Origin of the sequence: Oxalicibacterium faecigallinarum (genome assembly GCF_014635705.1) — a bacterium.
Taxonomy (GTDB): Bacteria; Pseudomonadota; Gammaproteobacteria; order Burkholderiales; family Burkholderiaceae_D; genus Oxalicibacterium; species Oxalicibacterium faecigallinarum.
Genome location: NZ_BMDI01000003.1, coordinates 292121 through 315141, shown reverse-complemented (window position 1 = coordinate 315141; position 23021 = coordinate 292121). Strand labels below are relative to the sequence as shown.

Annotated in this window: 23 protein-coding genes; 7 read left to right on the top strand and 16 right to left on the bottom strand. The window is 52.5% G+C overall.

Going from position 1 to position 23021, the window contains the following annotated elements; translation table 11 throughout:
- Window positions 1-6: 6 nt before the first annotated feature.
- A complete protein-coding gene (locus IEV29_RS14970) occupies window positions 7-498 on the bottom strand; it encodes an aminoacyl-tRNA deacylase (RefSeq protein WP_188382131.1) in 492 nt (163 codons plus the stop codon).
- A 31-nt stretch (window positions 499-529) separates the two neighbouring features.
- Here IEV29_RS14970 and IEV29_RS14965 point away from each other — a divergent pair, with 31 nt between their 5' ends.
- The 4 genes from IEV29_RS14965 (at window position 530) to IEV29_RS14950 (ending at window position 3144) form a co-directional block, all read left to right on the top strand.
- Entirely contained in the window at window positions 530-1528 is a 999-nt protein-coding gene (locus tag IEV29_RS14965; RefSeq protein ID WP_188382130.1) for an endonuclease/exonuclease/phosphatase family protein, read from the top strand.
- Window positions 1529-1645: 117 nt separating this feature from the next.
- Window positions 1646-2095, top strand: a complete 450-nt coding sequence (locus IEV29_RS14960) for a DUF7832 domain-containing protein (protein WP_188382129.1) — start codon at window positions 1646-1648, stop codon at window positions 2093-2095.
- 34 nt (window positions 2096-2129) lie between these two features.
- Window positions 2130-2492 carry a bleomycin resistance protein gene (locus IEV29_RS14955; RefSeq protein ID WP_188382128.1) on the top strand — a complete coding sequence of 121 codons (363 nt, stop codon included), beginning with the start codon at window positions 2130-2132 and terminating at the stop codon, window positions 2490-2492.
- 202 nt (window positions 2493-2694) lie between these two features.
- Window positions 2695-3144 (top strand): GFA family protein, encoded by a 450-nt coding sequence (locus tag IEV29_RS14950; RefSeq protein ID WP_188382127.1) that lies wholly within the window; start codon window positions 2695-2697, stop codon window positions 3142-3144.
- Between the two features lie 269 nt (window positions 3145-3413).
- On the opposite strand, the gene IEV29_RS14945 is transcribed toward IEV29_RS14950, so the two are convergent.
- Window positions 3414-7139 carry an autotransporter domain-containing protein gene (locus IEV29_RS14945; protein ID WP_188382126.1) on the bottom strand — a complete coding sequence of 1242 codons (3726 nt, stop codon included), beginning with the start codon at window positions 7137-7139 and terminating at the stop codon, window positions 3414-3416.
- A gap of 119 nt (window positions 7140-7258) precedes the next feature.
- Between IEV29_RS14945 and IEV29_RS14940 the strand changes: the two genes are divergently transcribed.
- Complete coding sequence (locus IEV29_RS14940) at window positions 7259-8290, top strand: LytTR family transcriptional regulator DNA-binding domain-containing protein (RefSeq protein WP_188382125.1); 1032 nt, start codon at window positions 7259-7261, stop codon at window positions 8288-8290.
- A gap of 64 nt (window positions 8291-8354) precedes the next feature.
- Here the strand turns inward: IEV29_RS14940 and arsH are convergent, their stop codons facing one another.
- The 4 genes from arsH to IEV29_RS14920 all read right to left on the bottom strand — a co-directional run bounded on the left by arsH (window position 8355) and on the right by IEV29_RS14920 (window position 11071).
- Window positions 8355-9089 carry an arsenical resistance protein ArsH gene (gene arsH / locus IEV29_RS14935; protein WP_188382124.1) on the bottom strand — a complete coding sequence of 245 codons (735 nt, stop codon included), beginning with the start codon at window positions 9087-9089 and terminating at the stop codon, window positions 8355-8357.
- Between the two features lie 6 nt (window positions 9090-9095).
- Window positions 9096-10136, bottom strand: a complete 1041-nt coding sequence (arsB, locus tag IEV29_RS14930; protein ID WP_188382123.1) for an ACR3 family arsenite efflux transporter — start codon at window positions 10134-10136, stop codon at window positions 9096-9098.
- A 7-nt stretch (window positions 10137-10143) separates the two neighbouring features.
- On the bottom strand, window positions 10144-10650 hold the full coding sequence (locus IEV29_RS14925; RefSeq protein WP_188382122.1) for an arsenate reductase ArsC: 507 nt from the start codon (window positions 10648-10650) through the stop codon (window positions 10144-10146).
- An 82-nt stretch (window positions 10651-10732) separates the two neighbouring features.
- The gene (locus IEV29_RS14920) at window positions 10733-11071 is read right to left on the bottom strand and encodes an ArsR/SmtB family transcription factor (RefSeq protein WP_188382121.1); all 339 of its coding nucleotides are present in this window, start codon (window positions 11069-11071) and stop codon (window positions 10733-10735) included.
- Between the two features lie 409 nt (window positions 11072-11480).
- On the opposite strand from IEV29_RS14920, the gene IEV29_RS14915 reads away from it, so the two are divergent.
- Window positions 11481-13505, top strand: a complete 2025-nt coding sequence (locus IEV29_RS14915) for an ATP-binding protein (RefSeq protein ID WP_188382120.1) — start codon at window positions 11481-11483, stop codon at window positions 13503-13505.
- 85 nt (window positions 13506-13590) lie between these two features.
- Here the strand turns inward: IEV29_RS14915 and IEV29_RS14910 are convergent, their stop codons facing one another.
- Genes IEV29_RS14910 through IEV29_RS14900 form a run of 3 tightly spaced genes read right to left on the bottom strand, consistent with a single transcriptional unit; the run spans window position 13591 to window position 14813 of the window.
- The gene (locus IEV29_RS14910; protein WP_188382119.1) at window positions 13591-13953 is read right to left on the bottom strand and encodes a hypothetical protein; all 363 of its coding nucleotides are present in this window, start codon (window positions 13951-13953) and stop codon (window positions 13591-13593) included.
- Window positions 13953-14456 (bottom strand): hypothetical protein, encoded by a 504-nt coding sequence (locus IEV29_RS14905; protein ID WP_188382118.1) that lies wholly within the window; start codon window positions 14454-14456, stop codon window positions 13953-13955. Before IEV29_RS14905 ends, IEV29_RS14910 begins: the two co-directional genes overlap by 1 nt.
- Window positions 14457-14471: 15 nt before the next feature.
- Window positions 14472-14813 carry a hypothetical protein gene (locus IEV29_RS14900; RefSeq protein ID WP_188382117.1) on the bottom strand — a complete coding sequence of 114 codons (342 nt, stop codon included), beginning with the start codon at window positions 14811-14813 and terminating at the stop codon, window positions 14472-14474.
- Between the two features lie 73 nt (window positions 14814-14886).
- On the opposite strand from IEV29_RS14900, the gene IEV29_RS14895 reads away from it, so the two are divergent.
- Window positions 14887-15129, top strand: coding sequence for a helix-turn-helix domain-containing protein (locus tag IEV29_RS14895; RefSeq protein WP_188382116.1), 243 nt, complete (start codon window positions 14887-14889; stop codon window positions 15127-15129).
- A gap of 4 nt (window positions 15130-15133) precedes the next feature.
- On the opposite strand, the gene IEV29_RS16365 is transcribed toward IEV29_RS14895, so the two are convergent.
- The 7 genes from IEV29_RS16365 to IEV29_RS14860 form a co-directional block, all read right to left on the bottom strand.
- On the bottom strand, window positions 15134-15346 hold the full coding sequence (locus tag IEV29_RS16365) for a DUF4880 domain-containing protein (protein ID WP_188382115.1): 213 nt from the start codon (window positions 15344-15346) through the stop codon (window positions 15134-15136).
- Between the two features lie 77 nt (window positions 15347-15423).
- The gene (gene katG, locus IEV29_RS14885; RefSeq protein ID WP_188382114.1) at window positions 15424-17733 is read right to left on the bottom strand and encodes a catalase/peroxidase HPI; all 2310 of its coding nucleotides are present in this window, start codon (window positions 17731-17733) and stop codon (window positions 15424-15426) included.
- 148 nt (window positions 17734-17881) lie between these two features.
- Entirely contained in the window at window positions 17882-18787 is a 906-nt protein-coding gene (gene xerD, locus IEV29_RS14880) for a site-specific tyrosine recombinase XerD (protein WP_188382113.1), read from the bottom strand.
- A gap of 13 nt (window positions 18788-18800) precedes the next feature.
- Window positions 18801-19298, bottom strand: a complete 498-nt coding sequence (locus IEV29_RS14875) for a methylated-DNA--[protein]-cysteine S-methyltransferase (RefSeq protein ID WP_188382112.1) — start codon at window positions 19296-19298, stop codon at window positions 18801-18803.
- Between the two features lie 428 nt (window positions 19299-19726).
- Window positions 19727-21232, bottom strand: coding sequence for a tripartite tricarboxylate transporter permease (locus tag IEV29_RS14870; protein WP_188382111.1), 1506 nt, complete (start codon window positions 21230-21232; stop codon window positions 19727-19729).
- 23 nt (window positions 21233-21255) lie between these two features.
- A complete protein-coding gene (locus IEV29_RS14865; RefSeq protein ID WP_188382110.1) occupies window positions 21256-21720 on the bottom strand; it encodes a tripartite tricarboxylate transporter TctB family protein in 465 nt (154 codons plus the stop codon).
- Window positions 21721-21837: 117 nt separating this feature from the next.
- Window positions 21838-22815: a tripartite tricarboxylate transporter substrate binding protein BugD gene (locus IEV29_RS14860; RefSeq protein ID WP_188382109.1), complete on the bottom strand. Its 978-nt coding sequence runs from the start codon at window positions 22813-22815 to the stop codon at window positions 21838-21840.
- Window positions 22816-23021: the final 206 nt, after the last annotated feature.

Below are 23021 nucleotides of genomic sequence, written 5' to 3'. Positions count from 1 at the left end.
CTTTATTTAGTCTTCCAGTGCGCATTGCACCGGCTTTGCACCCAGCACATCCGACAATACCAATGGCGCAATGCCGATCAGATAACCACGCCGCCCACCATTGATATAAATGTGCTCGAGCGACAGGATACTGTCTTCCACATAAACCGGCATGGCCTTGCGTGTGCCAAAAGGCGAGGTGCCACCGATCAAAAAGCCGGAATGACGATTTGCCACCTCCGGCTTGCACGGTTCAATCGATTTGCAACCGATCTGGCGCGCCAGATTTTTGGTCGATACCTTGCGGTCGCCATGCATCAGGATAACCAGCGGCTTGGCCGACTCATCCTGCATGATTAACGTCTTGATGACGATATGCTCGTCCACACCCAGTGCACGCGATGAACCATCCGTGCCGCCATGTTCCTCGTATTCGTAGGGATGCTCGGAAAACACGACCTTGTGACGACGCAGCCATTGTGTCGCTGGCGTTTCCGACACATGCTCTTTTCTTGCCATCGTGATACGCTCAAACCAAAAGGAGCACATTATGCAGCAAGAACTCCGCTTTGCGACTTTCAACGTATGCAATCTGGCACTGCCGGGCGTCAAGTACTACGACGACCAGCCCCCCTACTCGCCTGACGAGTACGAGACCAAGATCCGCTGGATTGCACAACAGCTGGATCGGCTGGATGCCGACGTCATCGGCCTGCAGGAAATTTTTTCGCAAGTCGCCATCAAGGATGTTCTTGCCCGCACCCGCCTGTACCGCGATGCGCATCATGTCGGTGTCGATCCCGACCCCGCCGCAGAAAAACTCACGCCCAGTGTCGCCCTCATTTCCCGCCTGCCAATTGCAGAAGGTGCGGGCGTGATCGGCAAACTGCCGCACCAGCTAGCCATTACATTGCCTGGCGTCCCTCACCCGGTCACCGACTTTACGCGCCCCATCCTGCACGCGGAGATCATCGTTTCGCCCAGCCTGTCGATCGATACCTATGTGTGCCATCTCAAATCCAAGCTGCCCGACTATCGCAATGATGGTAGCCGCTCCCTGCCCGATCCGGCAGGACTGGCGATGCTGCGCTCCCTGATTCGTCGCGGTACGGATGCGCTCGGCTTGCGCTACCTGCTGGCAGAACAAACGCACGCCACGCATCGCCCGATTGTCGTCATGGGTGACTTCAACGATGTTGCCGATGCGATTTCGACGCAAATGGTGATGGGGCTGGAAAAGTATCCGCAGGAAGATCAGGAGTTCGTCAACGATCGTCTCTTCGAAAGCTATCGCATTCAGTCACGCCGCGATCCCTTGCGCGATGTGGGCTACACCCATATTCATGAAGGCAACTTTGAAACCATCGATCACATTCTGGTATCCGCCGCGTTCAACCCCGCCCTGCCTGAAGCGATAGGAGAGGTGCTGGATGTGCGCTACCTAAACGATCACATGATCTTTCAAGAACCGCAGGCATCCGATCACGGCATCGTGCTGGTTCGCATCGGCCTGTACGACACCGATATTAGCGATCTGCCGCTGGCATAGGACGATGCAGTTGCACCATCCTGCATCAACCACATTGCACTCTGACAATCGCTGTAGGCTTGCTTCCGCACGCAATTATCTGCACCATGCACGCTCATCTCTCAATCGAGCAAAACCATGAAATACGACGACGCGAGCTGGCATTACGGCGGGGACTTTCCAGTCGACCAGCCAGCCGAACACGGCGGCACCCACATCGCCCTCTTCCTCCGATGGTGCCTCACCAAAGGCTGGGCGGGTGAATGGCTGCAGGAAGAATCACCAGATGACATTACGGACGTCATGAACGGCACGCAGTCCGCCACAGCCTTTTTATTTGCACATGACGGCAAGTTCGTGGACGACATGCTCAACGACGAAGGCAAGGCATTCGCCAATCAGTATTATGGTGAAGACGGCCTGTACCTTGAAGATTACTCAATCAATTTCGGTCACCTGATGTACGTTGCACCAGAGGATGCACACGATTTCGATCAGTTCTCGGCCATGATGGAACAACGCCTGAAGAGCGGCATCCTGACCAAGGCACAATTCAAAGCCACCAAGAAGTGGTGGAAGTTCTGGTAAGCAAACCCACGCAAACAATCACGATACAAACACCATGACACAAACCGTCATTCCCCAATTACGCATGACCAACGCCAAAGTCAGCGTGCCTTTCTATGTTGATGGTCTTGGCTTCAAGGTTGACTGGACACATCAGTTCGAGCCCGGTTTCCCGCTCTTCGTTCAGCTGACACGCGAAGGACAAACTATCTTCCTTACCGAACACAAAGGCGATGCGCAGGTTGGCGGTGCCGTGTATTTTCTGGTACCGGATGTGGATACCTGTCATCGACAATTCGAAGCGAAGAATACGCCAGTCAATCAGCCACCGATTGATACGCCGTGGCGAACGCGCGAAATGGTAGTGGTTGATCCGGATGGCAATCGGCTACGGTTTGCGACGGATCCTGATCGATAAAAGGAATGTTGGCTTTCGGCCGGAAGCCGTCATACTCGCTGTAAATAAAGGCATTGCGCCTGAAACGATCTAGCGTGTGGAAATCAGAATTTATTTGCTCGATTCTGGCTGCCATATGCATTTGATACATGACCGTTGTTGATGTAATAAATGGAATCTGCATTGGGCGACGAGAGCTAACACGAGATAGGCTTGTTTTTATATGAACAATGACACTGACGATAGACCAGAATACCTTGCGGCTTGTCACTGCGGCACCGTGCGATTCACGGTCAGGCTGACTGACGAATTAAAAACTGCACGCAGATGTAACTGCTCGTACTGTCGTATGCGAGGTGCAGTGACAGTGTCAGCCAATTTGGACGATATCGAGGTTGTGCAAGGTGCGGAGGCCCTCACTCTTTATCAGTTCCATACGGGCGAAGCCAAACATTATTTTTGTTCACGCTGTGGTATTTACACATTTCACAAACGCCGCTCTTCGCCAAACCAATACGGCGTCAACGTTGCCTGCATAGAGGGAATGTCTCCGTTCGACTTCCCGGAAGTACCCGTCTCCGAAGGTAGATTGCACCCCAAAGACAGCAATCAACGTGGTCCCGTTATTGCAGGCTGGATTCGTTATCAACCAAACTCAGAAGCCGACAAATGAGGCTTGCCCGATATAGTTGGTAGCGCTCCACGGTCATCAATCGAGGCGGATTGCTTTTCTTGGCAAGACGCATCACCTAAGCGGTGACATCTTTTCTAATGCAAAAAATCCAGATGGGAATTCCGTCGGCCTATCATCACGGCTTTCGCAACACGTCAGTCCAGATGATTGATGTCGAAATAGAAAACGTCTTCCATCGACCGCAAGCGAACATTCACAAGTAAAAAAGCGACCCTCAGGTCGCCTTTTTATCTGGGCTTGGTGGTGGATTAAAATGCCCACTTCGCGCGAACCGAAGCCGTGTGATTAAGATAATCCGAACGACCTTCTGCATCGTAACGGAAGCTGATTTCGGTACCGTTCATGGCCTGCATGCTGTAGCCGATGCCGCCACGTACCAGCCATGGCGAATGATCAATACCGGTTGTGACGAACGATTGTCCCGGCGCACCGGCATAGGCTGCGACGATGTTGCCTTGCTCATTGATGACGTCGTAACCAAGTCCCAGGTTGGCATCGATGCGAGAGACATTCGAGAAGCGATGCTGCAAGTAAGCATCCGCACCAATTACAAACGTATCGGTTTTATTCGAGCCCACATTCAGATTCAGTGCATCCGCCCCCGTCTCGTTATAGCTTTGTGATTTGAGCCACGTGTAGTCGGCACGCAATGCCGGAGTCAGCGTAGTCTTCTCGCTCAGCGCAAATGATTGTGCGATGGCCGCACCAATGTGTGCGCTATAAGTGCGGTAATCGGCACGTGCCGTGCGGTTCATGAAATCGATCTGGCGTGTGGACTTGTTGTCATTCACACCGATATCACCCTGGAACGAGAAGGTGCGATTGTCTCCGAGGTCTTTACTGCCGTAGGCAGCGATGACATGCGAACCGATGTTGGCGCGCTGAGCAGAACCGCTGAGGTCGGTATTGCCGTTGACCGAGGTCTTGGCGTAGCCATACGCTACACCGAAGCGCGCACCCGGAGCGACTTGTGCATCGGCGCCCAGCGCCAGACCCCACGTATCTGCCTTGAATCCGGCCGCACCGCTACGGCTATCCTGCTCCGCACGCGAGCCAAAGACCTTGCCCCACGCATTCTTGTTCAAGAGCGCATCGCCAGAAGCCAGTCCTGTTGTGCCGCTATTACCGCCATTACGGTTCTGCACCAGCTTCTGGAAGGTGGACAAGGTGCCCTCAATGGCAGCATTGCCCGAGATGACGGGAAGTGTTTGGGCAGCCGCACGCGCGATATCACGATTGTTTGATAACAGTCCGAGAGCAGCAATCACCGTGCCCATATCCCCAGTCGCGCCGTTATAGAGATTAATGTCCAGTACATCGGCCGCTCCCAATGCAAACCACTGACCTTGCTCGATCACCGCCTCACGGATGCCGGTGGCGCTGCTTGCCACGATGCGCAAGTCGACCGACTGGTCGTTTTGCACGGCAAGGAAATTGAATAAGGCAGAATTGTCGGTAACGGTAAATCCATTGGCATGCAAGGTACCCGCCGTGATGACGCCAGTGAGCACATCACCGACAGCCAAAGCAGGGGTGAGTGGCGACGCGACATCCACATCGATACTGGCACCTTCGTTGAAGGTGGCAACGCCAGTCACATCCAGTTGCCCGTAGCTGGATGGATTGACGGCACCAATGCCCAGTGTCTGGCCTGCAATCTGGTCGTAGGTGTCGAAGCGCAGCACACCAGCAGAAACGGTTGTGTTGCCGCCATAGGTATTGCCACCTGCAATGCTTAGTGTGGCACTGCCCATCTTGGTCAAGCCACCCATGCCACTCAATACACCTGTTGTTTGAATAGCAGTATTAAAACCTTGGGTATCGAAGAAGGCACCGTTACTGCCAATCGTAACGTCACCTGCTGAAAATCGATGAAAGAAATCACCAAAAGCGCTTACGCTGGTTGCTTGCACGATACCGCCATCCCAATTGAATGTCGCCGTGCCAGAACCTTTTTCAAAGTAGCCCGTTGCAAGAATACCGCGCGCGCCCGCTGTTCCATTGAGATTCAATGTGCCGTTGGCTGAAAGACTTGCCGCCATGTGGACATTCTCGGCTGATACCTTGCCACCGTCCTCTATGTTTAGCGTGCCAATCCCGCTATCGCCGACGTACAAGCGAAGTGAGTTAGTCCAGTTCGATCCTGCACCGGTAACGGTCGCTGAACTGACCCCGCCAATGGTAGCGCCTACATATCCATAAGTATTACTGACGCTGCCTCCTTGGCTAACATTGAGCGTACCGGAACCATAAAGACCAACATAGAGCGGGCCCGCATTTTCCCACGCCGAGTTGATACCGTTCACATTTACCGTGCCCGTAGCGTCTTCCGCATAGCCAACATAACCCGTCGTGTTTTTTACCTTGCCGCCATCTTCGATATTGAGTGTGCCGGTAGCCGTATCGTCAAAGCCGATGTAAAGTTCCAGCCCGTTTTCCCAGAGCGAATTGGCACCCGTTACTGTGGCAACAGCAGTCGCATTGGCCGCATGACCAACATACCCCCACACAGCATTTGTGACGACACCGCCATCTGCGATGGTGAGTGTGCCATCGGCATAATCACCAACATAGATACCCGCTCCATTTTCCAAACGAGAGCCGTGTCCAGTGACCGTTATAGCACCTGTATCCTCGTAACCGATAAAAGCCCAGTTACGATTCAGAACATGTGCGCCATTCTTGATTTCAATCGTGCCCTTGCCACGGTAACCGCTGTATAGAAAACCCGTATCCAGAATGGTGCCACCACCTGTCACCGTGATATGCCCCTCACTACCGACGTCATCACCAGCAGTCGTGTAGGAAACAGCGATGACATGTGCCTGATTCTCGATAATCAGTGAGCCAGTGCCGGCATCACCCGCAACGAGCGCGTGAGTGTCCAGTTTGGCTGCCGGGCCGCTCACGATCAGCGTTGCTGTCTTGTCGGTGTCGCCACCGGTGTAATCAATTTGTGTAAACGTATTACTGATTTCGCCATTGATGACCAGAGTATCTTCCTGCACCACGATGTCTTGCAGCACACCCGCACTGTTGCCGTTAAGCGTGAGGGTGCCTGCACCTTGTTTGGTCAGGATGCCTGTATCAGGCGTGGATGTCGTGAAGGTAGCGACGTTGATACCAACGTCACGACCATTGGTATCAAAGAACAAGCCATCACCGGCAAGTGTGATGGAGCCATTATCAAAATTGTAGAAATAATTTGCTTGATCAGCCGTTGCGCGTAATACGCCGCCATCGATCGTGACGTTGGCGGTACCCAGTGCTTTTATAAGTTGACCGGTTTGAAGTACACCTCGACCATCGGTGCTGTTACCGTTGAGATAAAGCGTGCTCACACTGTCTTCGTAGCGTGCCAGAATGGTGTCGGCTGCACTCACTGTTCCACCATCTTCAATAGTCAATATGCTCGCTCCGTAAATGCCAAGTCTTAGAGTTGAGGCGTTCCATGTAGAACCTGCGCCTGTCACAACGACAGTACCGCTACTGGCAGTGCTTGAATATCCAATAAAACCAGCGCCGCTTTCTACTCTGCCGCCATTTTCAATGGTCAGTGTTCCTGTGCCCGCATCACCGACAGAAATAACACCCGAGCTTTCCCAAACAGCTTGGGGGCCAGTCACGGTTACCGTGCCCTGGCTTCCACTTTGATTACCCAAAAATGCACTGCCGCTCGTTACTTGTCCGCCGTTTTCAATATTGAGCGTACCGGCCCCAGAATAACCGACATAAAGAATATCTCCGCCATGCCACGGCGATGGCTGACCAACTGATGGCACAGAGACCGTTTGCCCGCCATCAATCGTGAATATCTGCGCCATCGCCGATGCACCGACAGACATGCCAAGTACAAGCAAGGCGACAGACTTGCGGACCGAATTGCCGGTCTTTCCGGCATGGCGGGTGTTTTCCGAAGCGACTTGCCAGACCCCAGTCCGGCGATTGAAGATAGATTTGAATGAACGGTTCATCAGGTCCTCCCTGGACACATGTATCGATAACAAAGCTGGCTGGTACTGCCAAACTTCCTTTGCATCGATTTTTGCATCAAAGAAATTCCAACACCATAAGGTGAGGACGAATTGCATCCATGACGGACAAATTGCATGCACACGTTGTATTATTGTTTCGCGCTGCGCTTCATCTACCGTCAGAAGGTCTGTCAAATGGGCGAGCGTCAACTCATCTTTTTTACATGCCTAATACATCGTTGCCGCAAACTTCTTTTCAGATATCGACGCCAGAGCCTGTCGGTACGGCTGCGAATGAATGGCCCCATTTGGTTGCCCGTGAATTGCTCAAAGGCCCATTAAATGAAGCATTGGCATCCGTACTGCAGATGCTTGGAAGAATGGGGGCTGCCGACCGGGTGTACGTCATCGAATACGATGCGTCGTTAGCGCTTTTCCGCAACACACATGAATGGGTGCGCCGCGGTGTGTCTGCGCATGTGCAAGACCTGCAGAACGCGCCAGTCTCCTTATTGGGCAGTTTGCACACCGAAGCATTAGCTGGAAATGCTGTTGCATTCACGGACGTGTACGACATGCCATCTGATTGTGAGGCGCTTCAGGCTGAATTTATTCGGCAAGGGAACAAGAGCGTGTTATGTCTCCCGTTGATGCGCAATGGTCAATTACGTGGATTGTTCGGATTCGATGCGACCAAGCGTCAAACGCAATGGAGTAATGACGTGGTCAGCGCCATGTTTGCATGTGCCGAACTGCTGGCAATTGCGTTGCATAATCCTCGCAACATCATCAGAAACCGACAGGCCGACTATTTCCCTGAATTGATTTATCTGCGCAATGGCGGCGACTTACACGGTGTTCCTTTGACCAGCATCATTGCGATCCGCGCACGCCGTAATGTGAGTGAAGTGCTTCTTGCCGAACATGCATCATTCTTGCCGGATTCGCGCCCCATCAAAGATTGGGAATCTATTCTGTCAGGTAATGCATTCATGCGCATTCATCGGAGTGCCATTGTGCGCGTCAAGGCAGTTCGAGATTTGGTTCGTCGTCCAAGCAGTAACTGGCATATCCGCTTGCTTCACAGCGAAACAAGTTGGAACGTTTCGCGCGAGGCCGTAGAGCAATTAAAGCTTCGGATGATCGAATGAGATACATTGGCGCCCGTTTGGTCAGGAGTAGATGTCGTCTTTCGGCCAAAAGCGGACATGCAGATTATTCCGTTTCGTGACTCATGGCATTGGCTGCCAATGCGGCTCGTTGCTTCTCTTGTTCTGCATTACGTTCGCTGTATCGGTCAGTCAAGTAATCCGAGCGGTCGCGAACAAGCAGCGTGAACTTGTACAGCTCTTCCATCACATCGACCAATCTGTCGTAGTAACTGGAAGGCTTCATTCGTCCAGCCTCATCGAACTCTTCGAATGCCTTGGCAACTGAACTTTGGTTCGGGATAGTAACCATGCGCATCCAGCGGCCAAGCACACGCAACTGATTGACAGCGTTGAAGGATTGGCTGCCACCGCTCACTTGCATCACTGCCAGTGTTCGCCCTTGCGTAGGGCGGATGCTGCCGACCTCAAGGGGCAACCAATCAATCTGCGATTTGAAGACACCTGTCATTGCGCCATGACGTTCGGGACTGCACCAGACCTGACCTTCAGACCATGCAGACAGGTTGCGCAGTTCCTGCACTTTTGGATGGTCTGCTGGGCAGCTATCGACCATCGGCAGACCCGCCGGGTCGAAGACTCTTGTTTCGGCACCAAAGTGTTTGAGGATTCTCTCCGCTTCCAGCGTCAGCAACTTGCTATATGAACGCTCACGAAGCGAGCCATACAGCAGCAGAATGCGCGGCGGATGTGTGGATACGCCCGATGCATTTAACTGCGCATGTGTGGGGGTGTCGAGTTGAGACGATACGTTGGGTAGGTCTGGATTGCTGTTTGTCATGTCATGTCATTTCCCATTACTTGTCACACCTGCTTGGTACCAACTCTGAGACCGATTGACGATGCCGACGACGAGCAGCATGACTGGTACTTCAATCAACACACCGACCACGGTCGCGAGTGCCGCACCTGATTGGAAGCCGAAGAGACTAATTGCGGTCGCAACGGATAGCTCAAAGAAGTTCGATGCACCGATGAGACTAGATGGCCCTGCGACACAATGCGCCACACCCAGCTTGCGGTTTAGTATGTAAGCCAGTCCTGAATTCAGGAAGACCTGAATCAGGATGGGGATGGCAAGGATGCCGATAACCAGCGGTTGTTCGGTTATCGCTTCACCTTGGAAAGCAAACAGCAACACCAGCGTCAGCAACAGGGCCGCTATCGAGAACGGTCCCAACTGCTGGCTCACCTTAGTCAAGGCATCTGGTCCTTGCCTGAGCAGTGCCTTACGAAACAACTGCGCCAGAACAACCGGCAGGATGATGTACAGGCCGACCGACGTAATAAGGGTATCCCACGGCACCGTAATGGATGCCATGCCGAGTAACAACGCGACCAACGGTGCGAAAGCCACAATCATGATGGAGTCATTCAGCGCTACCTGCGACAGCGTGAAGTATGGGTCACCTTTGCATAGCTGACTCCATACAAACACCATCGCGGTACACGGCGCAGCGGCAAGCAAGATGAGTCCTGCAATGTAGCTATCAATCTGGTCTGCGGGCAGCCAACCAGCGAACACGTGCCGGATGAAGAGCCAACCCAACAAGGCCATCGAGAACGGTTTAACTAACCAGTTGACGACCAGCGTTACACCAATGCCACGCCAATGACTTTTCACCTGCGATAGCGCAGAGAAATCGATTTTGACCAGCATCGGAATAATCATTACCCAGATAAGAAGTCCGACAGGCAGATTGACCTGTGCGACTTCCATCTGCGCGACGAGTTGAAACACGGATGGGAAGAGCTTCCCAAGGATGACACCTGCAACGATGCACAAGCCAACCCACACCGTCAGGTATCGTTCGAAGCTTCCCATCATCCCATCCTTAGCCAACTACAGGCGTTGCGCCAATTTTCTGAATTTCCTGATGGATGGCGTGCTTCTCCAGCATGTTATGCGGCAGGCTGACAAACGCGTTCATGCGGGCCATGATTTGCTTGAAGATGCGCTCGAATGCAGCCCGTTTATCTTCATCGCTACCTTCTACGGCTGCCGGGTCTTCGAAGCCCCAATGTGCCGATGCGGGATGACCAGGCCATACTGGACAAACCTCACCAGCAGCGTTGTCGCAAACCGTGATGATGAAGTCCATATGCGGTGCGTCAGGGCCAGCGAACTCATCCCAGCTTTTGCTGCGGAGATTGTCAGATGAATAGCCTGCCTTCTCTAACTGTTCGATGGTGAACGGGTTGACGGTGCCTTTCGGGTCGCTTCCAGCGCTGTAACCTTTGAATTGACCATGACCCATGGTCGTCACAAGGGCTTCGGCCATGATGGAGCGTGCAGAGTTGCCGGTACAGAGAAACAAAACGTTGAACGGGTGATTCGACATGATTTTCCTTATGGGCGTGTAAAACAGCGTGCAAATGCACACTGGCGAATGGATAGTGCAGATTGAATGTGACCGGCGCTGATTACGCGCAACCGCCTTCCGTTGAACAGGCGAGCTTTGAGTCAGGCGAACATGGATTGCCACCGCAGCAGTTTTCGGTCAGGTATCCAAGCAGTCCATTCATTGCGCTGAAGTTCGCTGCATAGATGAGTGAGCGACCTTCACGAACCTGCGTAACCAAGTCAGCGTGCAAAAGCTCTTTGAGATGGAAGGACAGCAGGGACGGGGCAATGCCGACGCCTTCTGCAATCTGAGATGCAGATAGTCCAGTAGGGCCCGCCTGTACCAAGAGACGGAACACGCCAAGACGTGTTTCCTGCGCCAATGCGCCAAGTGCGGCAACAACCGATTTAGGGGTCATTTCAATAATCCTTGAAGTATTAATTCAAGATTAGTTGAAATATTGAATTGATGCAAGGACTATGTCTGCTTTGGGTCGAAAGCGGACATTCCAAACAAGGTGTTGGAATCGCCCATTGGTGTGTATACAGTCCATTTACACCTTCCAACATCGTGAGAACATCTGGACTGTTCCTCGACCTACCATAAAAAATGGCCCAGTTTTTCAACGGGCCATCTAACTGTTTGAATTCCTTCACGTTTTGTCGGTACATCAAGAGCTTAGAAAGCTCTTCATGCACTGTTTCCCTGCACAATTTCCAACTCTTCGTTGCTCGGATACAAAGATTTTCTTCCAAAGCATGGGATTACATGGCAAATTGGATTGCTCTGGTAACATCCTTGTAGTCCCCCCCATTTGCCTATTCACAATGACGCAACAATTTAACGACAATTCAAATTCAGCAGTCGACCTGAAATCGCTTTTGGTCAGAGAGAATGAGCAGGTGGAATGGAAAGAAAACGTGGCTGACACTGATGACGTCGTCGCCACGCTTAGTGCATTTGCTAACGATTGGTCTAACTTGGGTGGTGGTTATGTCATCTGTGGTGCACAAGAAGGCAAAGACAGCCACGGTTTCCCTGTCGTCACCGCCGTAGGTCTTACAGCAGCTCGACTTAAAGAAGTGGAAGGAAAAGTGATGGCTGGCTGTAGAGAGCGTGTTTCTCCAGCAATCACTCCCCTCGTTGAAGAGATAGTACTTCCAGATGAGTCTAAACGTGTACTGGTATTTATTATGCCTGCAACAAGTCACGTTCACACTTTCAGGCGAGCCAACGAAGGTAACAAGCACTATGTCAGAGTTAGTCGCGAAACTCGCGAGGCGCGTGATGGCATCTTGCGAGAACTTTTAGTCAGGAAAGGTGAAGCGGAGCCGTGGGATCGTCGCGTTTGCGCTACCGCTACAACGAATGATTTAGATCTTATCGCGCTACGTGACGCTCTTCAGCGTATGAACGTGTTTGATCCAAACCGTGGCATCGATGCTTATCTTTCTGATACGAATTCCCTAAGTCCATTTGTTCCACCGCTTTGCGGACGTGATCCGCTTACGGGGGTTCTAAGGCCCCGAAATTTTGCTGTTTTGCTTTTTGGTCGGCAGGTTCAGTTGCACATTCCCGGCGCTTATTCACTATTATCAATATATCCAGGGACAGATCGATCTGAACCACACGCCTCAAGGCACGAACTGTCTGGAACCTTGGTTGAACAAGCTAAACGGTCGATTGACCTATTGGGCGTAGAAAGTCATGTCGCCTATGATAAAAATGACAAGAAATCCCCTAATGCTCTGAAATACCCCCAACAAGCGTTGACAGAAGCCATAGTGAACGCGCTTGCACATCGTAACTATGAGTTAAACGAGCCCACTCGTACGACCGTCTTTTCTGATCGAGTCGAGATTGTTTCACCGGGGCCACTCCCATTAGGAATCAACGTTGAAATTTTTCGGTCGGGGAAAGCCACTTCCAAATGGCGAAATCAAAGTCTCGCTTGGTTTCTCAATCGACTGCAGCTCGCGCAAGCTGAAGGACAAGGGATTCCGACGATCATTCGCTCGATGAAAGTCGAGGGATGTCCGGCACCACGCTTCGACGTCGATGAAAGTCAAGTTATATGTTTACTTCCAGCTCATCCGAGACATGCACTTGCTCGAGAATATAAGTCCATTGAAGAAGCTATATCGTTAGGCGATTTTCCAAGAGCGAAGCAAAAAATCTTAGCTCTTTTGTCTGTGGATCCTATCAACCACCGTGCTCTCCATTTACTTGCGGAGGTTGCACCTGTTCTAGATGATATTGATTTAGTCAGGGATCACCTTAACAACCATCCAACGATCGAGTCGGAACTTCCCCCGAACACACTCACTCGTCTTGCTGATGCGTTAACTATGAATGAGCACAGGAATCGTGCCGACATGCAAATCGGTCGACGGCTATACCTTGCTGCGACCCGAGGATATGTCGAAGAGATGGAGGTTCGCAAGGTTGCGATCGGTTTGAGTCGGTCGGGAGATGATCTAGCTGCAGTCGAGTTTCTTGACAAGCAATTTTCTGTTCATGAAGAGTGGCGTAATAATCCATATTTCTTACAGGCTCGAGGCAACGCTTGTATTGGATTAGCCAAACAGTGCACTAATACTGCGCGGAACAGAAGCTTGCCTCCCCCGGCAAAAAAACGAGCTTGGGACGACTGTCGGCGCTATCTTTCGTCAGCAGAGAAAGATTTGCAAAATGCTTTGCTAAATGCCCCTGACCGTCAGCTGAAAGAATTCATCAACAAGAATTTGGAATTTGCAGCGAAGATGCGGCAAACTGCTGGAGATGGTAATCGCCACTCGCAACGACCATCTAAAGACCACACAGATAAAGGCACGAGATTCAAGCGAAACTAATTGATCAATAAAGACTGTAGAGCCCTACGGAATTATGTCGGGCTCTTTGTGCAGCAGCCTTCTATGCTCTTAAGCTGCCACAAGTTCAGTTCCTGATCTGCATCGTTTCCAAGTCCTTCTTCTGCACCAGTCCACGCCCGTTCTCATTGAACACAACAACGAATCCCATCGGATCATCCCCATGTATTTGCACGGGGATCGGTTGTGCTGCGATGTGGCAGTCAGGCGGCATCTGAACGTATGGATTGTTGACCCGCTCCATCACCTGTACCTTCTGCATTGATCGCATCTGCGAACACACAGTGCCGCCCTGCCTGATAACCGTCTGAAGCGTGATCTGCACAACTTTTTCCTTCTTGACCTGCGCTTGCTTCTCAGTCGATTGTGATTCGGAACATCCGGCAATCAGTAGCGTACTGATTACCAAAATCGGAAAGTGCGTTTTCATCATGGCTCCCGCTTGATCAGAATAACTTCTGTTTGTCCGCCCTGATCATGCAAAGCACATTCGACGCCATTCTTCTTCGCTTGAATCATCGTCTGGTTAGCTGATAACGACACCCATTCGGAACCGCACTCTGAAGACAAGCTTCTTTTCAGATTCGCAATGGATGCCATATCACCTCGGATCGGCTTCTTGTCTAACTGAATCTGGGCAATCGCTAGCTTCTCGTTATCGTGAAAGTGAACATTGACCTTCATAGCCTTATATCCCTTCCATGACGATTCGTACGACAAGCCGCCCTTGTCCATGAAATTTGCGAACTGGTCTTTCGTGCTTTTTCCGACATACAGCGCTTTTTCAAGCGTGTTATCGCCGAACGAAATCGAGAAGTTGAAAAAATTGGATAGCGGGTAGTACATGAGCGCGACAGCAAGAATCAAAAAGGCGACGACTTTCTGCCAAGGTTTATTTGTTGGTGCCGGTGCTGCTTCATTTTCAGTTGTCATTACTTTCCCCTGTAATCAAAGTTTATTAAGCACGCGGCAGAGGAATGCCAACCAAGGTGCATTTGGATTGGGCCCGTAGCCGAAGTTGTTATTCGGCCCTGCCAAACTTGCGATGAATATGTACAACCTGCTTGTTGAACGCGGGCTATTCATTAACCACGTCATATGCGGCATCGAGTTTTCTTCGATGGCTTGAATGATGTCTTCGTTGGACATTTCTACTCCCTGAAGGTACTTCGGACAAAAAGAAGGAGAGGCATTCGCCTCTCCCTGAGCAAATCCAGCTTTGTCAGATTTATTGACCGCATCAATGCTGGCAAACAGTCTTGGGCTTTTGTCCGATGACTGTCCGGCCATGATCAAAGAAGGTCAACTTTGTTGCGGTACATGTACCGTGGCTTTATGCGCATCATAACGGAATCATTTCCGGATGCCAAATCTTTCAAAAAATCGTCAGGATCCAGTGCTTGTGGCATTGGGGAATGCCATCAGATGTATTCGCTTGGAAAAGGAAATTTCCCAAGAAAACCTCGCGCTATTAGCGGAGGTGGATCGCAGTTATGTTGGTCGTGTTGAGAGAGGCGATAACAACATTGCCGTGCTGACGTTACATAGAATCGCTGGAGCGCTTGATCTCACACTAACGGAACTGATGGCACAAGCCGAGATTTAGGCTGTTACTTGCATTGAAGCGTGCGATGCGACGTATTCAGGACGTCACATGCTTTGATTGCCATCGGATTCACTTCCAGATTTGCACAAATCATTGTTGTTTCGACGGCTTCGATGTGTTGCCATGTACGCTCATGGTCGGAATGAGCACTGCGCCATTCTTTCCAACGTAATTGGTCTGCTTCAGACGCTCCGACTCGAAAATAGACCGCATGCAAGCAACTAAAAAGCCTGACAAGATGCGATCTCTGTCAGGCTTTTTTCTGGACCGGATAAGAATCCGGCTTCATCTATTTCATTTTTTCAGATCAAATCGATCCAGTTCCGTCACTTTCGTCCAAACCGCGACGAAGTCATCGATGAACTTGTCCTGCGCATCGGCACTTGCATAGACTTCCGCTTGCGCGCGCAAGATACTGTTTGAACCAAAGACCAGATCGACACGCGTGCCGGTCCACTTTGCTTTGCCGGTCTTGCGATCACGACCCTCGAACAGGTTATTATCATCCGATGATGCTTTCCATTCCGTACTCATATCAAGCAGATTGACGAAGAAGTCATTGGTCAATTGGCCCGGACGTTGTGTGAGCACACCATGCGTCGTACCGCCAACGTTGATATTGATCGCTCGCAGACCACCAATCAGCACGGTGAGTTCAGGCTGCGTCAGTGTCAGCAGTTGCGCCTTGTCGATCAGCAGTGCTTCGGCAGGCACGCTGTAACGGCCTTTGAGGTAATTACGGAAACCGTCTGCAACCGGTTCCAATACATCAAAAGATTCGACATCGGTCTGCTCTTGCGAAGCATCGACACGGCCCGCCGTAAATGGCACACTGACATTGCGGCCTGCTGCCTTGGCAGCCTGCTCGATACCGGCATTCCCTGCCAGCACAATCAGATCCGCGAGCGATACCTGCTTGCCACCCGTCGCATTGCGATTGAATTCGCTACGAATGCCTTCAAGCACCTCCAGCACCTTGGCAAGCTGCTCCGGTTGATTGACCGCCCAATCCTTTTGCGGCGCCAAACGAATACGCGCACCGTTGGCGCCGCCACGCTTGTCCGAACCACGGAAAGTCGATGCCGACGCCCATGCCGTCCCAACCAGTTCAGAAACCGTCAAGCTGGACGTAAGCACCTTAGCCTTCAATGCCGTGATATCCGCGGCATCGATCAACGGATGCGTGACTGGCGGCAGCGGGTCTTGCCAGATCAAATCTTCTTTCGGTACCTCCGGACCGAGATAACGCGCTTTCGGACCGAGATCGCGGTGCGTCAGCTTGAACCAGGCACGCGCAAAGGCTTCGGCAAACGCTTGTGGATTATTGAGGAAGCGGCGCGAGATTTTTTCGTAAGCCGGATCAAAGCGTAATGACAGATCGGTCGTGAGCATCGTTGGCTTGCGCTTTTTGGATTTGTCGTGCGCGTCGGGGATGATGGCTTCCGCGTCCTTGGCCACCCATTGGTGTGCGCCGGCTGGCGACTTCTCCAGTTCCCATTCGAACTTGAACAGATTCTCGAAGAAGTTGTTACTCCACTGCGCAGGCGTGGTGGTCCAGGTCACTTCCAGTCCACTGGTGATCGCATCGCCCGCTTTACCGCTGCCAAACTTGCTGGCCCAACCAAGACCTTGTTGTTCAAGATCGCCTGCTTCCGGATCAGCACCGACATTGTCCGCCGGGCCCGCACCGTGCGTCTTGCCAAAGGTGTGACCACCGGCGATCAAGGCAACCGTTTCCTCATCGTTCATTGCCATGCGACCAAAGGTATCGCGAATGTCATGTGCGGCCAGTACCGGATCGGGATTGCCATCCGGGCCTTCTGGATTGACATAGATCAAACCCATCTGCACAGCGGCCAAGGGGTTTTCCAGACGACGTGTATGCACATCGCCATCCGCGTCATCTTCAGAAACAAGAACCGACTCGTCACGCGGCTTCGGCACACCGTCGGAGCCATGTGCATAACGCACATCACCACCAAGCCAGGTTTTTTCCGAGCCCCAGTAGACGTCCTGATCCGGTTCCCACGTGTCTTCGCGTCCGCCAGCAAAACCAAACGTACGGAAACCCATGGTTTCGAGCGCGACATTGCCCGTGAGGATCAGCAGATCGGCCCATGAAATACGCTGACCATATTTTTGCTTGATAGGCCAGAGCAGGCGACGCGACTTGTCGATGTTGACGTTGTCCGGCCAGCTATTCAGTGGTGCAAAGCGCTGCTGACCGCGACCGGCACCGCCGCGACCGTCGCCCGTGCGATACGTACCGGCTGCATGCCAGGACATGCGGATGAATTGCGGACCGTAATGACCAAAGTCGGCTGGCCACCAATCCTGCGAATCCGTCATCAGTTTGCGCAGATCCGCCTTGAGAGCTTCGTAATCGAGTTTTTTGAATTCTTCGGCGTAGTTGAAACCGGTGCCGAGCGGATTGGATTTGGAGGAATGCTGATTCAGCAGATCAACGCGGAGCTGATTAGGCCACCAGTCGCGGCTCGTGGTACCACCGCCAGCGGCGAACTTGGCTTGGGCAGCTTCGGCACCATGGTTAAACGGGCACTTTCCAGTGGATGGCTGCTGCTGGCTGTCTTTGGATGCGCTCATATGTCTGTCCCTTTATTGATGGAAGTGAGTAGACCGATCATAACGATGGAAGATCGATAGACAAAATTGGATATTTTTAAAACATCAATTTACACAAACTATCACTCATGCTTCGCTGCGTCTTGTGCTTCTTCTTTTTATCCCTCGATTACCCCCGCGGATGATGTTGCTGATGCAATGACTTTAATCGTTCGCGCGCCACATGGGTATACACCTGCGTAGTCGAGATATCGGCGTGCCCAAGCAGCAATTGCACGACGCGCAGATCGGCACCATGATTCAGCAGATGTGTGGCAAATGCATGCCGTAGGGTATGCGGCGAGAGTGGCACCTGAATTTCCGCAGCTTTCGCGTGTTTCTTGATCAACGTCCAGAACATCTGCCGTGTCATCGGCCCGCCACGCGCAGTGACAAACAAGGCATCGGCAATCTGCCCTTCGAGAATCGCAGGCCGACTCTCCTTCAGGTAACGCTCGATCCAGACCCGAGCCTCTTCGCCAAACGGCACCAGCCGCGTCTTGCTACCTTTACCGGTGATCCGCAGCACACCTTCATTCATGCCGACCTCCACCGTCTTGAGCAAAACCAGCTCACTCACACGCAAACCACTGGCGTACATGAGTTCGAGCATGGTGCGATCCCGCAAACCCAAAGGTGTTGCCAGATCCGGTGCGGCAAGCAGCGCTTCAACATGCGCCTCGGATAAAACCTTGGGAATCCGCGGTGGCTGCTTGGCCGACCGCATGGTCACACAAGGATTACTCGTCATTTGTCGCTGCCGGATTGCCATCTGATAAAAGCGTTTGAACACGGCAAGCCGCCGGTTGGAAGAGGTCGCTTTAGTATCCGCATGCCGCGCAAAGAAATAGGCATTGAGGTCTTCTGCCTGTGCCTCCAGCAACATCTTGCCGCGCTGCTCGGCCAGCCAGCTTGCCAGCATCTTCAAATCACGCCGATATGCATCCAGCGTGTTTTTCGACAAGCCATCCTCAAGCCACAAGGCGTCGCAGAATTCATCAATCTGCGACAGACTCGCTGACAACGATGCACTCATACCGACAGCCCCATCAATAGCCCTGAACGCGCTCATGCGCCAGCAACCAGCGTTTGACACCGAGATGGAAGCCGGTTTCGTCATCCGAATGCGCAAAACCGCCGAGTCCGCCCGCTGCGGTCACACGATGGCAGGGAATAACGAGAGGAAACCAGTTGGCACCGCACGCCTGCCCCACCGCACGGGGTGCAGAACGAATACCGCGAGCGATATCGCCATATGTCAGCACCTCGCCGCGCGGAATGGCAGCAATCGCAGCCCATACCTTTTGCTGAAATGCCGTGCCGACGGTGGCCAGCGGCAATGTGAATCGAAAGTCGGGATCATCCAGATAGCGCGTGACCTGATGAGCAGCCTGTTCGGCAACAGCATCGGTCGCGGCTTTTTCATGAAAAGACGACGGCAGATAGACGAGTTCGTTGACTGCACCATCTGCAGTACGAATGCCGACTGCACCAAAGGATGTTTCAACGATGGCGGAAAAAAGACGGCCCTGATGAGCAGATTGCATGGAATGACCGTGCAGAAGAATAAAACGACAGCATAAAACAAAAAGGCGCATCGTCTCGATGCGCCTCAATATTGCTTGTCTGTACCGATTGCGTATAGCGAGCTATCGCAACTTATATTGGATACAGGTCTCCTCACTGTTCCGGCATCAATGCCGTGTTGCTCTACGCTCCCCCTTTGGCCTGCAATGCAAGCGGATTCGGTGGATCTGAAATCGATTATAGGAGTGCCGTAAGTTTAGAGCAAGAAATAATTCAAAACATTTCACTTGCCACGATCAGCAAAAAATAACGACAGTTACCATATATATGAGAGCTTTTAGTAAAAACATTTTCCTGAAAAGAAAAAAGCACGTCGAAAGACGTGCTTTTTAAACGATGACAATATCCGCTCAAACAGACATTGCAGGATGCATGCGTTTTGGCCTGATCAACCCTCTTCCTTGAAGGCTTCTTCACGTTTCTTGCGCAACGATGGCAGCAGAACGACCGCCAGTGCCAAGGCCGCCAATGCCAGCATCGTGGCGCTGATCGGGCGATCAATAAAGACCATTGGATCACTGCGCGAGAGCAACAGCGCACGACGCAGATATTCCTCCATCATCGGGCCGATGATGAAACCCAGCAGCATCGGTGCCGGTTCCGCCTGCAGCTTGGCGCAGATGTAGCCAAACAGGCCAAACAACGCCATCAGATAAACGTCAAAGTCGCTGTTATTCAAGCTGAACACGCCGATCGCACAGAACATCAGAATCGCCGGGAACAGATGATGGTAAGGCACCATGATCATGCGTACCCACAAGCCGATCATCGGCAGGTTCAGCACGATCAGGAAGAAGTTGCCGACCCACATCGATGCGATCAGACCCCAGAACAGGGTTGGCTGCTCGGTCATGACTGCAGGTCCTGGCTGAATGCCCTGAATGATCATCGCGCCGATCATCAGCGCCATCACCGGATTCGACGGAATACCGAGCGTCAGCATAGGAATAAAGGACGTTTGCGCCCCTGCATTGTTTGCCGACTCAGGCGCAGCAACACCTTCAATCGCGCCTTTGCCGAATTCCTTGGAATTCTTGGAGACTTTTTTCTCGATCGAGTACGCGGCAAACGATGCCAGCATCGCGCCACCGCCTGGCAGAATACCGAGCGCCGAACCAAGCACGGTGCCGCGGAATACCGGAGCGATGATGCGCTTGAAATCCTCCTTGGTCAGCATCAGGCCCGTCACTTTTTTCATGACCAGCGTGCGTGTTTCTTCGCTTTCCAGATTGCGGACAATCTCGCCGATACCGAACATGCCCATCGCCACGATGACGAAGTTGATACCATCTGCCAGTTCGGGCATATCGAAGGTATAACGTGCCGCACCCGTGTTGACGTCAGAACCTACCAGACCCAGCAACAAGCCCAGAATCACCATCCCGATTGCATTCAGCAACGAGCCGCTGGCCAGGACTACGGAAGCGACCAAACCCAACACCATCAATGAGAAGTATTCGGCCGGACCAAATTTCAGTGCCAGATCAGCCAGTGGCGGCGCAAACAGCGCCAGCAACAGTGTGGCAACCGTACCAGCGAAGAAGGAACCGATCGCCGCTGTTGCCAGCGCCTTGCCCGCGCGACCGTTACGCGCCATCTGATAACCATCGATTGCGGTCACAACAGAAGACGATTCACCCGGCAGATTGACCAGAATCGCCGTTGTCGAGCCGCCGTATTGTGCACCGTAATAAATACCGGCCAGCATGATCAGCGCCGAGATCGGTGGCAGACCGAACGTTGCCGGCAACAGCATCGCGATGGTCGCAATCGGGCCCAAGCCCGGCAGTACGCCAACGGCTGTACCGATAAAGACACCAAACAGGCAGTAGCCCAGATTGGCAAGTGTGAGCGCGGTATCGAAGCCCAGCAAAAGGTTATTGAACAGTTCCATTTATTATTCTCCTGACTGTCCGATCAACCGCCGAACCATGGGCCGACGATTGACAATGGCAATCCCAGCGCCTTGATGAATACGAGTACCGAAAAGGCCGTGACGCCAATCGCCACGGGAATACTGGTGCGCCAGTTGAATTTGGAACTGGCCAGCGCACTCACCAGCATCAGCGCCATGACGGCTGCGACCAGACCGCCGCCACGCACCAGAAAAGCAAACAACACCACACCCAACAAAACAAGAATGCACTCCTTCACCGCAAACCGGCCCATCGGATCGGTTTCTTCACGAAAGAACGAGCGGATGACGGCGATCAGACCAACGACCGCCAGCAATCCGCCGAGCACCGTCGGGAAATAGGCTGGGCCCATACGACCTGCCGTGCCCATGTTGTAGTCACGACCGATAATGATGGCGGCCAGACCGAAGAAGATAAAAATGACTCCGGTCCAGAAGTCCTTGTGATGTTTAATGAATGACGGCATGCCTGCTCCCGTTTAAATCTCAGTTACTGCTGCATTGTGCGACTGGTTATTGCCGCGGGAATGCGCGGCGGGCGGATGATACCTCATCCGCCCGACCCTCCTGCAAGGAATAATCAATCAGTCCGCGTAAACGCCAGCTTTCTTGATGATTGGTGCCCATTTGGCAATTTCTGCCTTCAGGTGCGCACGCAGTGCTTCCGGGGTTGCCTTATCCTGTGCAACAGGTTCGGTACCCAGATCGGCAAAGCGTTGGACGACTGTCGGATCTTTCAGAGCCACTTTCAGCGCCGACGACAACGCGTCAATCACTGGTTTCGGTGTGCCCTTCGGAGCATACAGTCCGTGCCAGACCGCGACTTCAAAGCCAGGCAAGCCGGCTTCGTTCATGGTTGGCAGATTTGGCAACGATGGGACGCGTGTTTTGGTCGTCACAGCGTAAGCCTTGACCTTGCCGCTTTTAATCTGGCTGGTCGTGTTGGTGGTCTGATCACACATAAAGTCGACCTGACCACCCAGAATGTCATTCATTGCCGGGCCGGTACCTTTATATGGCACGGTGGTCAGCTCGGTATCGATTGCCGTCATGAACAGCATGCCGCACAGGTGCGAAGCCGAACCCACGCCGGCGTTGGCATATGTCACGGTGGCTTTGTTGGCTTTCACGTAGGTCAGCAGATCTTTGAAATCCTTGGCCGGAAAGTTGCCACGGGCGATGAACGTCATTGGCACATCGGTGATCAGACCGACTGGCTCGAAATCATCAATCGCGTTGTAGCTCAGCTTGCGATACAGCGATGGCGCCGTCGACATGCCGATGTGATGCAGGAAAACGGTGTAACCGTCATTTGGCGACTTCGCCACGCGTGCAGCACCGATCGTGCCACCCGCGCCGCCGACGTTCTCCACGATGATGGTTTGCTTGAGCGTGTTACCCATCGACTGGGCCACCAGACGCGCCACCGTATCGGTTGGACCACCTGCAGCAAATGGCACGACCATCGTGATCGGCTTGTTCGGATAATTTTGGGCGGATGCGCCAAAGGCGCCGGCGAGCAGCGTCAGACCAGCCAGCGTCTTAAGGATTGTTTTACGCATTTGATGTCTCCTGATTTCATTATTTTTTGAAAGCATCGCGACGAGAGCACGTGGTGCCGATGTCTTGATACACTCCGACAGACATATCAGTTTGATATCCCTGTCACCCTACTCAAATCGCGCCTCATTGTATGAATCAAACCTTTCACGAGGCTTGCGTGATCCAAGACTAACGATTTTATTTGCGGCCTGCAACAAAGATCATG

What these genes read in the sequence shown, in the direction of transcription:
- IEV29_RS14970 (WP_188382131.1), bottom strand. Translation starts at nt 498, where the DNA reads ATGGCAAGAAAAGAGCATGTGTCGGAAACGCCAGCGACACAATGGCTG.
- IEV29_RS14965 (WP_188382130.1), top strand. Translation starts at nt 530, where the DNA reads ATGCAGCAAGAACTCCGCTTTGCGACTTTCAACGTATGCAATCTGGCA.
- IEV29_RS14960 (WP_188382129.1), top strand. Translation starts at nt 1,646, where the DNA reads ATGAAATACGACGACGCGAGCTGGCATTACGGCGGGGACTTTCCAGTC.
- IEV29_RS14955 (WP_188382128.1), top strand. Translation starts at nt 2,130, where the DNA reads ATGACACAAACCGTCATTCCCCAATTACGCATGACCAACGCCAAAGTC.
- IEV29_RS14950 (WP_188382127.1), top strand. Translation starts at nt 2,695, where the DNA reads ATGAACAATGACACTGACGATAGACCAGAATACCTTGCGGCTTGTCAC.
- IEV29_RS14945 (WP_188382126.1), bottom strand. Translation starts at nt 7,139, where the DNA reads ATGAACCGTTCATTCAAATCTATCTTCAATCGCCGGACTGGGGTCTGG.
- IEV29_RS14940 (WP_188382125.1), top strand. Translation starts at nt 7,259, where the DNA reads ATGACGGACAAATTGCATGCACACGTTGTATTATTGTTTCGCGCTGCG.
- arsH (WP_188382124.1), bottom strand. Translation starts at nt 9,089, where the DNA reads ATGACAAACAGCAATCCAGACCTACCCAACGTATCGTCTCAACTCGAC.
- arsB (WP_188382123.1), bottom strand. Translation starts at nt 10,136, where the DNA reads ATGATGGGAAGCTTCGAACGATACCTGACGGTGTGGGTTGGCTTGTGC.
- IEV29_RS14925 (WP_188382122.1), bottom strand. Translation starts at nt 10,650, where the DNA reads ATGTCGAATCACCCGTTCAACGTTTTGTTTCTCTGTACCGGCAACTCT.
- IEV29_RS14920 (WP_188382121.1), bottom strand. Translation starts at nt 11,071, where the DNA reads ATGACCCCTAAATCGGTTGTTGCCGCACTTGGCGCATTGGCGCAGGAA.
- IEV29_RS14915 (WP_188382120.1), top strand. Translation starts at nt 11,481, where the DNA reads ATGACGCAACAATTTAACGACAATTCAAATTCAGCAGTCGACCTGAAA.
- IEV29_RS14910 (WP_188382119.1), bottom strand. Translation starts at nt 13,953, where the DNA reads ATGAAAACGCACTTTCCGATTTTGGTAATCAGTACGCTACTGATTGCC.
- IEV29_RS14905 (WP_188382118.1), bottom strand. Translation starts at nt 14,456, where the DNA reads ATGACAACTGAAAATGAAGCAGCACCGGCACCAACAAATAAACCTTGG.
- IEV29_RS14900 (WP_188382117.1), bottom strand. Translation starts at nt 14,813, where the DNA reads ATGGCCGGACAGTCATCGGACAAAAGCCCAAGACTGTTTGCCAGCATT.
- IEV29_RS14895 (WP_188382116.1), top strand. Translation starts at nt 14,887, where the DNA reads ATGCCAAATCTTTCAAAAAATCGTCAGGATCCAGTGCTTGTGGCATTG.
- katG (WP_188382114.1), bottom strand. Translation starts at nt 17,733, where the DNA reads ATGAGCGCATCCAAAGACAGCCAGCAGCAGCCATCCACTGGAAAGTGC.
- xerD (WP_188382113.1), bottom strand. Translation starts at nt 18,787, where the DNA reads ATGAGTGCATCGTTGTCAGCGAGTCTGTCGCAGATTGATGAATTCTGC.
- IEV29_RS14875 (WP_188382112.1), bottom strand. Translation starts at nt 19,298, where the DNA reads ATGCAATCTGCTCATCAGGGCCGTCTTTTTTCCGCCATCGTTGAAACA.
- IEV29_RS14870 (WP_188382111.1), bottom strand. Translation starts at nt 21,232, where the DNA reads ATGGAACTGTTCAATAACCTTTTGCTGGGCTTCGATACCGCGCTCACA.
- IEV29_RS14865 (WP_188382110.1), bottom strand. Translation starts at nt 21,720, where the DNA reads ATGCCGTCATTCATTAAACATCACAAGGACTTCTGGACCGGAGTCATT.
- IEV29_RS14860 (WP_188382109.1), bottom strand. Translation starts at nt 22,815, where the DNA reads ATGCGTAAAACAATCCTTAAGACGCTGGCTGGTCTGACGCTGCTCGCC.